This is a genomic window from Chitinophaga eiseniae, from assembly GCF_900167135.1.
Taxonomy (GTDB): Bacteria; Bacteroidota; Bacteroidia; order Chitinophagales; family Chitinophagaceae; genus Chitinophaga; species Chitinophaga eiseniae.
The window spans coordinates 569,227-584,640 of sequence record NZ_FUWZ01000002.1; the positions used below are offsets into that span (position 1 = coordinate 569,227).

Here is a 15,414-nt window from a genome sequence, read left to right on the forward strand (position 1 = left end):
AACAGTAGAGACAAAACAACCCTGTAAAAATATCTGTATCTGCTGAATCAGGCTAATCAGTAGAAATCATATAAATCCTGATTATCTTTGACCCCGCAATGTATCAACTAATTAAAAAACTGCTATTCCGCGTTCAGCCGGAAAAGATCCACCACGTTGTGATGCGTGGAATGAAAACAATTTATGCGCTCCCTTTCGGTAAAAATGTACTACGGGCCTTTTGCGACGTTAAAACGAAAGGATTGGAGCGGGAACTGTTTGGCCTCCGTTTTTCCAACCCGGTAGGACTGGCCGCCGGGTTTGACAAAGACGCCAAATACATTGATGAACTGGCCTGCCTGGGATTCGGTTTCGTGGAAATCGGCACCGTGACCCCGCTGGCACAACCCGGCAATGACCAGCCCCGCCTCTTCCGCCTGCCGGCAGACCAGGCCCTGATCAACCGTATGGGCTTCAACAACGAAGGCGCCGCGGCCGCAGCCAAAAGATTGCGCCGGAGAAAATCCAATATCATCGTCGGTGGCAACATCGGTAAAAATAAAAATACCCCCAACGAAGAAGCCGTAAGCGACTACGAAAAATGTTTTCATGCGCTCTATGACGTGGCCGACTATTTCGTGGTAAATGTCAGCTCTCCCAATACCCCTAACCTGAGAGCCTTACAGGAGAAAGAACCGCTGAAACAGCTGCTGCATCATCTGCAACTGCTCAATGCACAGAAACTGAAACAGAAACCCATCCTCCTGAAGATAGCACCCGATCTGACAAACGAGCAACTGGACGATATTATCGAGATTGTACAGGAGACGAAACTGGCTGGCATTGTGGCCACCAACACCACCATCAGCCGGGAAGGACTGGCCACTCCGGCGGCCACCATCGCGGAGATCGGCGCCGGCGGCCTTAGCGGCCTCCCGGTAAGGGAGAAATCCACCGCCGTGATTAAGTACATCCATCAGCGCAGCCAGGGCAGCATTCCTATCATCGCCGCCGGTGGCATCTTCACCGCAGCCGATGCACAGGAAAAACTGGACGCAGGCGCTTCGCTGGTACAGGTATATACCGGCTTCATCTACGAAGGACCTGCCATCGTAAGGAAAATTTGCGCCGGCCTGGGCAGATAATGCAGCATTTCAACTACAACCTATATGGAACAATTCCTGACAGCTGAATCTATCATCAGCCTTCTGACACTGATACTCATGGAAGTGGTATTAGGCATCGACAATGTGATCTTCGTTTCTATTGTCATGAACCGCCTGCCCCCGGAAAAAAGACCGGCGGCACGCCGCATCTGGATGTTTACCGGCATCGCAGTACGTATTATCCTCCTCCTTTGCATCGGTTACATCGTGAAGGCCGTAGACCCGCTGTTCCATATCGGCAGCCACGGCTTCAGCCTGCGCGACCTGATCATGCTGGGCGGCGGCCTCTTCCTGCTCGTCAAAACAACCCTGGAAATCCACCACAAACTGGAAGGTGAGGAAACGACCGGTCAAACCCAGAACGGCAACAAACCTGTCGCCTCCATGCTCAATGTGGTAGGACAAATCATCCTGATCGACACCGTGTTCTCCTTCGATAGCATCATCACCGCCGTAGGCATCGCCAAACAAGTGCCTATTATGATCATCGCCGTCATCATCGCCATGATCGTAATGTTCCTGTTTGCTCCCCGCATCAGTGACTTCATCCACAAACACCCCACGCTCAAAATGCTGGCCCTTTCCTTCCTCGTAATGGTAGGCGCCATCCTCATCGTGGAAGGCTGGAATGCAGAGAAAGCACACGAACTGCACTTGAAAAACTATGTCTACTTCGCCATGGCCTTCTCTTTCGGCGTGGAAATGCTGAACATGCGCATGCGGAAAGGCACTGCTCAACCAGTAGAACTTAAAGAACCTACCCTGAAAGACAAACAGCGCTAACATCAACGGATAAACGATAAAAAGGACGGCCCGGAACACTATGTTCCAGGCCGTCCTTTTTGATATAACATCGCCTCCGCTATTCGGATGCATCGATATTTAACATATTCATTACCGTTACAGAAACCATTCCCGCCGTCTCCGTTCTCAGCCTGTTGCTGCCCAGCGACACCGGCTCAAACCCCTTATCCAGCGCCAGCTGTATCTCTTCCGGCGTAAAATCACCCTCCGGCCCGATCAGGATAACAGTATCTTTCCCGGGTTGAAAATGATGTATCAGTTCCCGCTTTTGTCCGGGCAAACAGTGAGCGATCAGCCGCTGCGGATCGGTATTGGTGCTCACCAGCCTGTCAAACGGCTGCGGCTCCAGCAGCTGCGGCAGATAAAACTGCTGCGACTGCAGCATGGCCGATACCAGGATATTCTGCAGTCTTTCGGCTTTGATCTTTTCCTTTTCCGTACGATGGCTTACCAGTGGAATAATTGTAGTGATCCCTATTTCCGCGGCCTTTTCCAGGAACCACTCTATCCGGGAGGCATTTTTAGTAAATGAAATCGCTATACGAAGCGCCGGCGCCGGCGCCGGCAACGTATCGCAGGCGGTAATCCGTACCCCGCAGCGCTTGCGGTTATCATCCGTGATCACCGCATGAAACCGGCGCCCGCGGCCATCAGCCAGCAGCACCTCATCGCCGTTTTCATGCCGTAGCACCTGTATACAGTACTTGGAAGTATCCTCGTTCATCGTGTAAGCTGCAGCATCTGCAGCAATATCCGGCGCGTAAAAAATAGGCTTGTCCATGGGGCGCAAATTATTGGATTATTTTGTCATTACCCGCATTGGCCAGCTTGCGGCTTTTGATATGGAACCTGAAAAACAACAGCACGGATGCGGTCAGCAGCCCCAGTAACAACGCCCACCATACGCCTTCCACACCATACCCCAGCTGAATACCCAGCACGTACCCCAGCGGGATACCAATGCCCCAGTAAGCCAACAGCGTGATGAGCGTAGGCATCCGCACGTCGCCAAGACCGCGGAGAATGCCCAGTCCCACTACCTGCGTACCGTCAAACAACTGGAAGAAAGCGGCGATCACCAGCAGCCCGGCAGCGATAGGTATCACCTGCGGATCATTGATATACATGGCTGGCAACAGGTTTTTAAGCAGCATAAATATCAGCGCGGTCGTGCCCATCAGCACCAGCACCATATGGTAACTGGCGATAGCGGAATGACGCAGGGACTGGTAGTCTTTTTTCCCGAAGTTGTTACCGCTTTTGATACCGGCGGCAGCAGAGATACCGCTGGCCATCATGTAGGTCATGGCCGCCAGGCTGAGTGCGATCTGGTGAGCCGCCAGCTCAGCAGCGCCCATCCAGCCCACGATCACCGCCGCGCCACTGAAGGCGCTGATCTCAAAAATATATTGCAGCGCCACCGGCGTACCGATGCCCAGGATCTTTTTAACGGAAGCCCATTCCAGGTGCCGGAACCCGAACGATTGCAGGTAAGGCTTGAAGCGGGGGGACTTCAATACATAAAAAGCCATGGTGATGCCCATGATCAGTCGGTCAGTAAAAGTGGCGATACCTACGCCTATCACCCCCAGGCGTGGCATCCCGAAAAGACCGTACACCAGGGTGATACCGATGATGATATTGATCACATTACCGATAATGCTGATGTTCATCGCCTGCCGGGTGAAGCCCAGCCCTTCCGCAAACTGTTTGAATGACAGGAACAGCATCAGCGGGATAAAGGAGAAACCGAGGTAGCGGAGGAAAGGACGCGCCTGTTCCGCCACATCCGCTTCCTGTTTGAGTAATTCCAGGTGGCTGCTGCCGAAATAAATGACGGCAGACAACAGGAAACCTACGACCATATTGATGATCAGGCTGTGGCTCAACAGGTGGCCGATGGCTTTTTTATTACCGCGGCCGTTTTCCTGCGCAATCAGCGGGGTGAGCCCGTAAGACATGCCGATGCCGGTCACCATAAAAATGTTGAACAGGCTATTGCCCAGGGATACCGCCGCCAGAGGCACTTTACCGGTATGACCGATAATGATGCTGTCTGACAGGGCCACCAGCGTGTGGCCCAACTGGGAGATAACAACAGGATAGGCTAAATGGAAATTGTCCTTGTAATAAGGCTGGTATTTTAAATAAAGCTGTTTCATTGATTCGTCTGATTAATTATTTATTGACTGCTAACAGGGTAATTTTTTCCGGTAGTGATAAATTTATCCGGTACCAACAAAAAGGCCGGCGATCTGGTGATGCCGGCCTTTAAGCAAATATCGTTACAGGTGCTAAAACGGTGCATCTTCAAAACCTTCGTCAAAGTTCATGTCATTCATTTTTGAGCCCTTCTGTATATACAGCTTCGCCTCATCGTTGCCGCCCTGCGGGCGGGAAATGCCTGCGAACGGACTACCTCCCCCTCCGGGGTTTTCCAGGCTGCCATCATCTTCGAAGCGCTGGAATTCCAGTACAGCTCTTAATTTGATGGTGTCCAGCTGACCGTTACGGTGTTTCGCAATACGGACGTGCGTTTCACCTTTGTTGGATTCGCCCATTTCGTTGGCGTTGATCTCGTAGTATTCGGGGCGGTACAGGAACATTACCATGTCGGCATCCTGTTCGATCGCACCGGATTCACGGAGGTCACTCAGCTGAGGCATTTTATTACCGTCCTTACGTTTTTCCACATCACGGCTCAACTGGGAGAGGGCGATCACCGGTACCTGCAGCTCTTTTGCGAGGCCTTTCAGGTCACGGGAGATTTTACTGATCTCCTGCTCACGGTTGGAACCCCTGCCGTCGCCGCTACCGCTCATCAGCTGGAGGTAGTCGATGATGATCACCCCTACGCCGTGGTTGTGTACCAATCGTCGGCATTTGGCTCTCAGCTCGAAGATATTGAGCGCCGGGGTATCGTCGATGAAGATGGGTGCTTTCGCCAGGCGTTCGATACCGTGGGTCATCAGCTTCTTCATTTCATATTCTTCCAGTTTACCACGGGAGATTTTTTCCAGTTTGATTTCCGATTCCGCCGAGAGGATACGTTGTACGATCTGGCCGGAGGACATCTCCAGGGAAAATACGGCCGCCCCTTTCGGGAAGCGGGGATGGAGGGCCGCGTTACGGGCGAGGTTAAGGGCGAAAGCCGTTTTACCTACGGAAGGACGGGCCGCGATGATGATAAGGTCGGTAGACTGCCAGCCGTAAGTCACTTTATCGAGTGACGGGAAGCCGGAGGGCACACCGGTGATATCATCGCCTTTATTACGGAGGTCTTCGATACGCTTCATGGTGTTTACCAGTACGCGGTCGATGGAGTCGTAGTTTTTACGAAGGTGGTTATTGGTGATCTCGAAGAGTTTGGATTCGGCGCTGTCGAGCAGGTCGAACACGTCGGCAGTATCTTCGTAAGATTCGGTAAGGATCTCTCCGGAAATGCGGATCAGCTCCCGCTGAATAAATTTCTGCAGGATGATACGGGCGTGTGCTTCGATGTTGGCCGAAGACACCACCGCATTGGTGAGTTTCATCACGGTAAATGGTCCGCCTACCGCCTCCAGCGAGCCCATGGACTTGAGCTCTTCTGTCACGGTGAGAATGTCTACCGGCATCGATTTCGACGCCAGACGGGTCATGGCGGAAAAAATCAGCTGGTGTGCTTCCACATAAAAACACTCGCCTTTCAATATCTCTACAACAATATCAAAAGCACCCTTTTCCAGCATGATGGCTCCCAAAACAGCTTCTTCCAATTCTTTAGCCTGTGGTGGTACCTTGCCGTACACCAAGGACGACACTTCAATGGCCGGTTTTCTGCGAACATTGCGGTCCTTCTTAAGATTGAGATCCATTTATGGTCAGAGTATTAAAAAAAGTTAATAAAAGGTTACAGTCAATGGGCCTTTCCGGTATTTATTTGCATTATTCCTGTATCCGGCAGCATTTGCCGCTTTAAGAAATTGTAAATTTTTCTCGAGCCGTACAAACTAAGGTAAAGGCATTTTTTTAATTAACCTTTTTTATTTGACGACTAAATTTATTAAGCCTCATGCACAGTTTATCCACCATTAACAAGTGGGTTATCCACCACGCATTATAGGTTATCCACCAAAAACCGAAAAAACCACATGCAAAGGTCTGATTATTCACACACATTGTGTAAAAAAGATTTTCACATCAGCTGCCAGGGCTACCGGCAGGCGTCCGGAATAGTGGCCAGGCAGGGATATGCGGGAAAATGCGGGCAGGGAAACCGCTGTTCATCCCTTCTCCGGGATATTTTTTCCCGGCAATGCGGCTGTAAAGGGGTAATTCGCAATTCGTAATTTGTAATTCTTTAACTTTACGCTTCTTTATAAACCAAGCAGACAAATGACGATTTCATACAACTGGCTTTGTGAGTATTTACCGGTCAAACCTACACCGGAGGAACTGTCCACCATCCTGACAAGAATAGGCCTGGAAGTTGAGAGCCTTGATAAGTTCGAGGCGGTAAAGGGCAGCCTTGCCGGCTTGGTGATTGGTGAAGTACTGACCGCCGAGAAGCACCCCAATGCTGACAAACTGAAACTGACCACTGTCAACACCGGCAATGGCGAACCGCTGCACATTGTGTGCGGTGCGCCCAACGTAGCGGCAGGACAGAAAGTGGTGGTAGCGCCTATCGGCACCACCATCTATCCCCTGGGCGGCGAGCCCCTGACCATGAAAAAGGCGAAGATCCGCGGCGAAGAAAGCCAGGGTATGATCTGTGCAGAAGACGAAATCGGCCTGGGCAACAGCCACGCCGGTATTATGGTACTGGATGCCTCCCTGCAGCCTGGCACACCGGCTGCCGATGTATTTAAACCGGCGCAGGACTGGACCTACGAAATAGGTCTCACCCCCAACCGTATGGATGCCATGAGCCATATCGGCGTAGCGAAAGACGTATGCGCTTTCCTCAACAACCTGGAACATACCCACAAATACCAGGTGCAGCTGCCGGAAATCAAAGCCCTGCCAGCAGCAGCGGCACAACTTCCGATCAGCGTCACCCTCGAAAATACCGATGCCTGCCCGCGCTACAGCGGCATCAGCATCACCGGCGTTACCGTGGCCCCTTCTCCGGAATGGCTGAAGAACCACCTGCTGACCATCGGCGTACGCTCGATCAATAATATTGTGGATATCACCAACTTCGTGCTGCACGAAACCGGTCAACCGCTCCACGCCTTCGACGCAAGCGCTGTCAAAGGCAATGCGGTGGTGGTGAAAAACCTCCCGCAGGATACCGTTTTCGTAACCCTCGATGAAAAAGAAAGAAAGCTGGACGCTACCGATCTGATGATCTGCAACGGCGCTGGTGAAGGGATGAGTATTGCCGGCGTTTTCGGCGGATTGCACTCCGGCGTAAGCGACAGCACCAAAGACATTTTCCTGGAGAGCGCTTTGTTTGCTCCCGGCGGTATCCGGACCACCTCTTTCCGGCACGGCCTCCGCACCGATGCTGCTACCCGCTTTGAAAAAGGCGTGGATATCTCCAATACGGTCTTCGCCCTGCAACGCGCAGCGGCATTGATCTGCGAGCTGGCCGGCGGTAAAGCCGCGTCCGATATCGTGGACGTATATCCGGCACCAAAAGTGAAAACACAGGTGGAAACCACCTACGCTTATATCCACAAACTCAGTGGCAGCCGATATGCGCCGGAAAAAATCAAAAATATCCTGCGCAGCCTCGGCTTCGATATGATCGCAGAAACCGCCGAAAGCCTGCGGGTAGCTGTTCCCTTCAGCAAACCGGACATCAGCCTGCCGGCAGACCTGGTAGAGGAAGTAATGCGGATAGACGGCCTGGACAATATCGAAATCCCGTCCCATGTCACCATCTCCCCCTCCCTGTCTGCCCATCCCGATGAGGAAGGTATCCGGGAAAAAGTGGCCAACTACCTCGCCGGCAATGGTTTCAATGAAATTTTCACCAACTCCATCACCAACAGCAAATACTATACGCCGGAAGTACTGGAGCGCGCCGTGAAAATGATGAACAGCCTCACCGTGGAACTGGACATCATGCGCCCTTCCATGCTGGAAACCGGCCTGGAAAGCATTTCCTACAACCTGAACCGTAAGAATGAAGACCTGTTCTTCTTCGAATTCGGCAAAACTTACCAGGTACTCGAAAAGGGCTATGCAGAGAACAACCACCTCGTTTTATACCTGACCGGTAAAAGAACGGCGGAAACCTGGATGCAAAAAACCAGTCCGGTTGACTTCTACGATCTGAAAGGGTTTGTACTGAACGTACTGAAACAACTGGGTTATCAGCAGTTTCAATGGGTGGAAGGTACCGACACCAGCCTGCAGCCGGCCTGGGAAATCAAAGTAAAAAACCAGGTGGTAGCTACCCTGGGAGGCGTTACCACACAGAAACTGAAGCAGTTCGACATTAAACAACCGGTATGGTATGCCACTTTTAATTGGGATAAAATACTCGGACTGTTACAAAAAAGTGATAACTTTTACAGGGAAATCCCCCGCTTCCCCGCCGTTAGGAGAGACCTGGCCCTGGTGCTGGATAAACAGATGCGGTTTGCAGCCGTTGAGGCCGCTGCTCGTGCTGTAAAATCACAGCTGCTGCAGGACATCAATCTCTTCGACGTGTTCGAAAGCGAGAAGCTGGGAGCCAATAAAAAATCATATGCAGTAAGCTTTACCTTCCTGGATACCCAGAAAACCCTGACCGACAAAGAAATCGACGGGGTGATGGACAAGCTGGTAAAGACTTTTGAAACGCAGCTGCAAGCGGAAATACGGAGATAATTTTCGATTTTCGATTTTTTGATTTACAGATTTGAGCGATTGATCAACTTCTTTAATCCCGAAATCCGTAAATCAAAAAATCGAAAATATATCAATTGTTTAAAATGGTATTAGAGCAATATATTCAACGGGTAGAAGAAAAGCTACAACTGCTGGTGAAGAGACTTCACCAGGTGCAGTCGGAGAATACGTTGCTAAAAGACGAAATCAACCAACAACAACAGACACTGCAACAGCAACAGCTGGCCATACAGGCAATGGAAGACAAACTGCATCTGTCGAGGATAGCAGCTACCGCCCATGGGGGCGCCACAGCAACAGAAGACGCAGCCTTTAAAAAGGAGATCCGCAACAAGATCAATGAGTATATCAAAGAGATTGACCGGTGTATCGCCTTGTTAAACGGCTGACATAAAATAATTTCAACATATGGAACAACTCATTCCCATCAATATCGTTGTATCTGACCGCTCTTACCGGATAAAAATACGGCCGGAAGAGGAGGAAGAGGTACGTCGTATTATGAAGGAAGTGAATGAGAAGATCGTTGATTTTAAGACTGCCTATGCTGGTAAAGACCAGCAGGACTATATTGCTATGGCCCTCATTATGTACGCGACCCACCCGGGCACCAGCGGCGGCAAGGCTCAGGCCGTCACTGCTCCCTTTCTGCAGGAGAAACTGGAAAAGCTGGAAGAAATCATCAACCAGGCATTGGGTTAAATTCACTTTACCCATTGTTAAACAATGACTTAGCTAATTCGCTAATTATCACGTATTAAACACGCTTTACTGCTATTTTTTTGTATTTTCGCGGGTCAGTTCTCGCCCCTGTCGCGTTTTAGCAGTGACTTGGGTATGAGGATACTACATAAATCAAGTATAAATAATTCATATGGATGTTACACTTTATACGACAATAGCTGCAGTAGTGGCATTGATCTTAGGAATAGTGCTAGGTAAGGTGATATTTGCCAAGAACACACAGCAAAAAATTGACGACGCCGAACAACAGGCTAAAAAAATCGTCGCAGATGCACAGGTAAGCGCTGAAAATCTTAAAAAGGACAGGTTACTCGAAGCAAAAGAGAAATTCCTGCATTTGAAGAGTGAGCATGAGAAAGAGGTTACCCAGCGCAACCAGAAAATAGCGGAGTCTGAAAACCGTATCAAACAGAAAGAGCAGTCCCTCAATCAGAAAAATGAGCAGCTCCAGAAGCACATCAACGAAAACGAGGCCATCAAGGAAACGCTGAACCGCCAGATGGAACTGGTAACGATCAAGCGCACCGAACTGGAAAAACACCAGGAAGAGCATATCCGCCGCCTGGAAAAAGTAGCCGGCCTGACGGCTGAAGAAGCCAAACACCAGCTGGTGGAAAGCCTGAAAGAAGAAGCCCGCAGCCAGGCGCTGTCCCACATTCAGGAAATCATCGAAGATGCCAAGCTGAAAGCCAACAAAGAAGCCAAGAAAATTATCATACAGTCCATCCAGCGTACTGCTGCGGAGCAGACCATCGAAAACACCATTACCGTGTTTACCCTGGAAAGCGACGAAATCAAAGGCCAGATCATCGGCCGTGAAGGACGTAATATCCGCGCCATTGAGGCCGCTACCGGCGTTGACCTCATCGTGGACGACACCCCTGAGGCCATCGTACTCTCCTCTTTCGACCCGCTGCGCCGTGAAATCGCCCGCCTGTCTCTCCAACGCCTGGTACAGGACGGCCGTATCCACCCTGCCCGTATCGAGGAAGTGGTAGAAAAAACCAAGAAACAACTGGAAGAACAGGTAATGGACATCGGTGAAAGAACCGTGATAGAACTGGGTATCCATGGCCTGCATAAAGAACTGGTACGTCTCGTAGGTAAAATGCGTTTCCGCTCCTCCTACGGTCAGAACCTGCTGATGCACTCCAAAGAAACAGCGAACCTCTGCGCCGTAATGGCCGCCGAACTGGGCCTCAACCCCAAACTGGCCAAACGCGCCGGCCTGCTGCACGACATCGGTAAAGTACCGGACGAAGAAACTGAACTGAGCCACGCCCTCCTCGGCGCCAAACTGGCCGAAAAATACGGCGAACATGCCGCTGTGGTAAACGCTATCGGCGCCCACCACGATGAAATGGAAATGCAATACGTGATTTCTCCGATCGTTCAGGCCTGTGACGCCATCAGTGGCGCCCGTCCCGGCGCCCGCCGCGAAATCATGCAGAGCTACCTGCAACGTATCAAAGACCTGGAAAACCTCGCCCTCGCTCACGACGGTGTGGAAAAAGCCTATGCTATCCAGGCCGGCAGGGAACTGCGTATCATTGTGGAAAGTGATAAGGTGTCCGACAACGATGCCGACCGCCTGTCCTTCGAAATCGCCAATAAGATCCAGACTGAGATGCAATATCCCGGCCAGATCAAGGTGACGGTTATCCGGGAAAAACGTGCAGTGAACATCGCCCGTTAATCATTTCTCATTTAGATATCTGGAATTTTGATATTATATTGGAGTCCTCCGGCCAACACCGGGGGACTTTTTTTATCCGGTGAACAACGGAACCACGTTTATAATACTCATCTCAAAAATCCAATGATCTATATGAAGCGGTCTTTTTTAAAATTTGTATTGGGCGCCGCCCTTGTACTCGGCACCAGCAGCACTTTTGCACAGAAAGCCCAGTCCCTGTTCAATGGTAAAAACCTGGACGGCTGGAAAATACACGGTACTGAAAAATGGTATGTAGAAAAAGGTGAATTAATCTGCGAAAGCGGTCCGGATAAAGAATACGGCTACCTTGCCACGGATAATAAATATCAAAATTTCGAGCTCACCCTTCAGTTCAAACAGGAAGCCGACGGTAACAGCGGCGTATTCTTCCACTCCTCTCTCGAAGGCACCAAAGTTGCCGGCTGGCAGGCAGAAGTAGCGCCTCCTAACATGCATACCGGCGGTATCTATGAATCTTATGGCCGCGGATGGCTCATCAAACCGGAAGCGGAAAAAGAAAAATACCTGAAAATGGGCGAATGGAATACCATGAAGATCCGGGTAAACGGCGATCAGGTGACGACCTGGCTCAATGGCCATGAAATGATCACCCTGAAAGACGAAAAAATCGGCGCCATCGACGGACAGATTGCCCTGCAAATACATTCCGGCGGCGGTATCAAGGTAAAATGGAAAAATATTAAACTGGTTCCCCTGAAGGGATAATACAACCTTATGTCCTACCAAGACCAGGTGATCTTTATTACAGGCGCCAGCTCCGGTATAGGCCGGCAGCTGGCGCTTTTGTTAGCACAGGAAAAAGCCCGGCTGGTCCTCGCCGCCAGGCATACAGACACATTGGAGACCATACAGCGGGAATGCCTGCAACACACCCCTTTCTGCGATATCCTGACCATGGACATCACCGTCGCCGAACAGGTGGAAGCCGGCGCGCAAAAAGCCTGGCAACTGCATGGCCGGATCGACGTGCTGATCAACAATGCCGGTGTTACCCAACGCTCTAAGCTTATAGACACGCAGGTATCCGCCATCCGGCAGCTGATGGAGGTCAACTTTTTCGGTCCCATGATGCTCACAAAAGCCCTGCTGCCTTACTTTCAGCAGCAGCAGCACGGCCAGATCGTCGTGATCAGCAGTATGGCCGGACTAATGGGCTATCCCTGGCGCTCCGGCTATAACGCTGCCAAACACGCCCTGCAAGGCTACTTTGAAACCCTGCAAACGGAGCAACCCATCCCTCAGTTACATACCACGATCGTTAGCCCCGGCCGTATCCACACACCCATCACCTACGCCGCCATCACGGCCGACGGCTCACCCTTCGGCAAAATGGACCCCGGCCAGGCACATGGCATCCCGGTGGAAAAATGCGCCCGCCGCATCATTACAGGGATGCGTAAACGAAAAAAACAGGTACTGATTGCCCGGGAAGAACGGATCCTGCTATGGTTCAAACGCTTCTTTCCCCCGTTGTTTTATTTTGTTGCCCGGAAAGGGAATTGATATCGCGCCAGGTACGCCCCCAAAGTAAAGATTGCATTTAGTAAAGCAACCATCCCAGGAATCAAGGCGACTATCGGCAATACGCCGGATTGACAGTAAACAAATGACTTTCACAGGTCAACGAGGAAGATCACCGAGCTAAAAATGTCAAAAATCATCAAAAATGCGTTATTTGTTAAAAACCGCCTTTTACTAAATGCAGTTACCGTCCAATAGATATGACATTTTGCCTCCCCTAAAAAAGTTCATATCGACGAAGCGTGCATGGCTCGTTCAAACGCTTGTTACTGTTGGTACATCGCTCCTTGTACCTTCCCAGGTTATTTTACTACGCAGGAAAAGGTGTTGATACGCAGGCAGAAGTGGCTAAATAGGGATTAAATTATTTGTTCGATATTTCAAACATTTTAATTAAATATGTCTGAAATATCAATCATTAATTTTTTTTATTCAGACTAAGACCATTCGAATGCATAACTTTTTCAAATGATGTTAATCAACATTCGAAAGCGAATAATTGTTTGCTATTTCAATCAAAAGTATTAATTTTGTTTAAAATATCAAACAAAATTGAATTCCAAGAAAGTCATATTATTGCCTACTAATGCGAAGTTACTTGAAGAGCTAGGCCAGAATCTGCGTTTAGCAAGAAAGCGCAGGAAGCTTACAGCAGAACAAGTAGCCGAGAGGTCTGGTATTGCCCGATCTACTTTATGGAATATTGAAAGAGGTGACCCAGGGGTAGCGATTGGATCTTATATGCAAGTACTTTTTGTATTAGGACTTGAGAAAGACATTAATAAAGTGGCTTCAGATGATTTATTGGGTAGAAAGTTAGAGGACGCAAAGTATTTACATGCTAAATTGGCGCCCGCTAGAAAAGCTTCTGGTATGAAGAGCGGGATAATGAAGCCTAATAGAATGAAAAAGTCATGAGAGCTGCAAAGAATATATGGGTGTATGCAGACTGGATTGGCATCAATGGGCCACGTCTTATGGGACAATTGAGGGCGGATGTTGGGCGAGAAGGCGATATATTTTCTTTTACCTATGATGAACAATGGTTGAAAGAAGGACCGGCTTTAAGTCTTGATCCTGATTTGGGATTGTATAATGGCCCCCAATTCACAAGAGAAGAAAAGTCTAGCTTTGGTATTTTTACTGATTCTGCACCCGACAGATGGGGCAGGGTTCTAATGGAAAGAAAGGAAAGTTATAATGCCAGATTGGAGAAACGAGCGCCTAAAAAGCTTTTTGAAAGTGATTATTTGCTCGGAGTAGCAGACTTCCCAAGAATGGGCGGAATACGCTTTAAGTTAGATCCGGATGGTCCATTTTTGGACAGTAGTTTTGAACGTGCCGCACCTCCAATACATAATATTCGAACATTAGAGGCTGCAAGTCTAGAAATAGAGCAAGACAATGCCCGCGAAAATCCAAGATTTGGAGAATGGATGAGAATATTATTGGCTCCTGGTACCTCTCTTGGGGGAGCTAGGCCCAAAGCAAGTATAACTGACACCAATGGGCATTTATGGATTGCAAAATTCCCCAGCCGGTTTGATGAGTATGATATTGGAATTTGGGAGGCTGTAGTAATGCAGCTGGCAAATGGTGCTGGTATAAATATAGCAGTCGGGAGGGCTGAGCAATACACAGCACGGCATCATACCTATCTTACAAAACGCTTTGACCGTACAGAGGAGGGGAGAATACATTTTGCCTCTGCAATGACGTTATTAGGATTGACTGATGGTGCAGATGGAAACGACGGCATTTCTTACCAACATATTGCCGAGTTCATCATGAAGTCCGGGGCGAATCCAAATGAAAACATGAAAGAACTCTGGAAAAGAATGGTTTTTAACATTTGTGTCTCCAATACTGATGATCATTTACGTAATCATGGTTTTTTGTTAACATCAGGGGGTTGGGTTTTATCTCCTGCTTATGATATTAATCCAGTATTATATTCTGAGCATCTAAAGCTAAATATTTCTGAGGATAGCGGTATTCTAAGTTTAGACTTGGCGTTACAAGAAGCAAGCGCTTTCAGATTAAGTAACCAAGAAGCCAAAACCTTAATGGATGAAATAATTCAATCTGTCAGTACTTGGCAACAAGTAGCGGAGACAATGGGTATTTCCAGAGGAGACATCGAATACATGGAAAGCGCCTTTGACCTTAGCGCAAAAAAATGATTATCCCAAAGGGAGTTGATACGGGTGCTTTGCCGGTTTCGCCTGAAAAGGAGTTTCGATACCGCTGCCTAAGCCGTAAACCAATGAAGCATCCATCGATGTCTGAATGACAGAAAAAAAAACAATAGGGTGTTCCTGAAACCCAACCTCCCGATAGAAATGTCGAAAATCATCAAACAATGTCCATTTTTTCGAAAAACGCGAATACAGACACTACCCAATCATATGACATTTTGACAAAAAAGACATTGGACATCGCGAAGCGCATAAAAAAGCCTGCGAAAGCCGACCTCTCGAAAAGCCTGCGAAAAAGCAGGCTGTTATATTAGTCTTTTTTCTCTGTATCTTCGTCAGTTGCACTTTCATCCTCATCCTCATCCTCATCCTCATCCTCATCCTCATCCTCATCCTCATCCTCATCCTCATCCTCATCCTCATCCTCATCCTCATC

At 49.2% G+C, this 15,414-nt stretch carries 13 protein-coding genes; 10 read left to right on the forward strand and 3 right to left on the reverse strand.

All coding sequences use genetic code 11. The features are described 5' to 3' along the window. Positions 1-98 precede the first annotated feature (98 nt). Both B5D63_RS11815 and B5D63_RS11820 read left to right on the forward strand, forming a co-directional pair. Positions 99-1,124, forward strand: a complete 1,026-nt coding sequence (locus B5D63_RS11815; protein ID WP_078669010.1) for a quinone-dependent dihydroorotate dehydrogenase — start codon at positions 99-101, stop codon at positions 1,122-1,124. A gap of 24 nt (positions 1,125-1,148) precedes the next feature. After that, the gene (locus B5D63_RS11820; protein ID WP_078669011.1) at positions 1,149-1,928 is read left to right on the forward strand and encodes a TerC family protein; all 780 of its coding nucleotides are present in this window, start codon (positions 1,149-1,151) and stop codon (positions 1,926-1,928) included. Between the two features lie 79 nt (positions 1,929-2,007). Here B5D63_RS11820 and B5D63_RS11825 read toward each other — a convergent pair whose 3' ends face one another. The 3 genes from B5D63_RS11825 to dnaB form a co-directional block, all read right to left on the reverse strand. Further along, positions 2,008-2,730, reverse strand: coding sequence for an RsmE family RNA methyltransferase (locus B5D63_RS11825; RefSeq protein WP_078669012.1), 723 nt, complete (start codon positions 2,728-2,730; stop codon positions 2,008-2,010). Positions 2,731-2,740: 10 nt separating this feature from the next. After that, positions 2,741-4,111: an MATE family efflux transporter gene (locus tag B5D63_RS11830; RefSeq protein WP_078669013.1), complete on the reverse strand. Its 1,371-nt coding sequence runs from the start codon at positions 4,109-4,111 to the stop codon at positions 2,741-2,743. Positions 4,112-4,243: 132 nt separating this feature from the next. Further along, positions 4,244-5,806, reverse strand: coding sequence for a replicative DNA helicase (dnaB, locus tag B5D63_RS11835; protein ID WP_078669014.1), 1,563 nt, complete (start codon positions 5,804-5,806; stop codon positions 4,244-4,246). 520 nt (positions 5,807-6,326) lie between these two features. On the opposite strand from dnaB, the gene pheT reads away from it, so the two are divergent. The 8 genes from pheT (at position 6,327) to B5D63_RS11880 (ending at position 14,963) form a co-directional block, all read left to right on the forward strand. Beyond that, on the forward strand, positions 6,327-8,756 hold the full coding sequence (gene pheT / locus B5D63_RS11845) for a phenylalanine--tRNA ligase subunit beta (RefSeq protein WP_078669016.1): 2,430 nt from the start codon (positions 6,327-6,329) through the stop codon (positions 8,754-8,756). A 104-nt stretch (positions 8,757-8,860) separates the two neighbouring features. Further along, complete coding sequence (locus B5D63_RS11850) at positions 8,861-9,166, forward strand: hypothetical protein (protein WP_078669017.1); 306 nt, start codon at positions 8,861-8,863, stop codon at positions 9,164-9,166. Positions 9,167-9,185: 19 nt separating this feature from the next. Then, complete coding sequence (locus B5D63_RS11855; protein WP_078669018.1) at positions 9,186-9,479, forward strand: cell division protein ZapA; 294 nt, start codon at positions 9,186-9,188, stop codon at positions 9,477-9,479. Between the two features lie 172 nt (positions 9,480-9,651). Continuing rightward, a complete protein-coding gene (gene rny, locus B5D63_RS11860) occupies positions 9,652-11,217 on the forward strand; it encodes a ribonuclease Y (protein WP_078669019.1) in 1,566 nt (521 codons plus the stop codon). A 132-nt stretch (positions 11,218-11,349) separates the two neighbouring features. Continuing rightward, positions 11,350-11,964 (forward strand): 3-keto-disaccharide hydrolase, encoded by a 615-nt coding sequence (locus tag B5D63_RS11865; protein ID WP_078670289.1) that lies wholly within the window; start codon positions 11,350-11,352, stop codon positions 11,962-11,964. Positions 11,965-11,973: 9 nt separating this feature from the next. Further along, positions 11,974-12,762, forward strand: a complete 789-nt coding sequence (locus B5D63_RS11870) for an SDR family oxidoreductase (RefSeq protein WP_078669020.1) — start codon at positions 11,974-11,976, stop codon at positions 12,760-12,762. Between the two features lie 570 nt (positions 12,763-13,332). Next, positions 13,333-13,698 (forward strand): helix-turn-helix domain-containing protein, encoded by a 366-nt coding sequence (locus tag B5D63_RS11875; RefSeq protein ID WP_078669021.1) that lies wholly within the window; start codon positions 13,333-13,335, stop codon positions 13,696-13,698. After that, a complete protein-coding gene (locus B5D63_RS11880) occupies positions 13,695-14,963 on the forward strand; it encodes a type II toxin-antitoxin system HipA family toxin (RefSeq protein WP_078669022.1) in 1,269 nt (422 codons plus the stop codon). The genes B5D63_RS11875 and B5D63_RS11880 overlap by 4 nt, the downstream gene beginning before the upstream one ends. Positions 14,964-15,414 lie beyond the last annotated feature (451 nt).

Coding starts and splice junctions, on each gene's coding strand:
- B5D63_RS11815 (WP_078669010.1), top strand. CDS start 99: ATGTATCAACTAATTAAAAAACTGCTATTCCGCGTTCAGCCGGAAAAG.
- B5D63_RS11820 (WP_078669011.1), top strand. CDS start 1,149: ATGGAACAATTCCTGACAGCTGAATCTATCATCAGCCTTCTGACACTG.
- B5D63_RS11825 (WP_078669012.1), bottom strand. CDS start 2,730: ATGGACAAGCCTATTTTTTACGCGCCGGATATTGCTGCAGATGCTGCA.
- B5D63_RS11830 (WP_078669013.1), bottom strand. CDS start 4,111: ATGAAACAGCTTTATTTAAAATACCAGCCTTATTACAAGGACAATTTC.
- dnaB (WP_078669014.1), bottom strand. CDS start 5,806: ATGGATCTCAATCTTAAGAAGGACCGCAATGTTCGCAGAAAACCGGCC.
- pheT (WP_078669016.1), top strand. CDS start 6,327: ATGACGATTTCATACAACTGGCTTTGTGAGTATTTACCGGTCAAACCT.
- B5D63_RS11850 (WP_078669017.1), top strand. CDS start 8,861: ATGGTATTAGAGCAATATATTCAACGGGTAGAAGAAAAGCTACAACTG.
- B5D63_RS11855 (WP_078669018.1), top strand. CDS start 9,186: ATGGAACAACTCATTCCCATCAATATCGTTGTATCTGACCGCTCTTAC.
- rny (WP_078669019.1), top strand. CDS start 9,652: ATGGATGTTACACTTTATACGACAATAGCTGCAGTAGTGGCATTGATC.
- B5D63_RS11865 (WP_078670289.1), top strand. CDS start 11,350: ATGAAGCGGTCTTTTTTAAAATTTGTATTGGGCGCCGCCCTTGTACTC.
- B5D63_RS11870 (WP_078669020.1), top strand. CDS start 11,974: ATGTCCTACCAAGACCAGGTGATCTTTATTACAGGCGCCAGCTCCGGT.
- B5D63_RS11880 (WP_078669022.1), top strand. CDS start 13,695: ATGAGAGCTGCAAAGAATATATGGGTGTATGCAGACTGGATTGGCATC.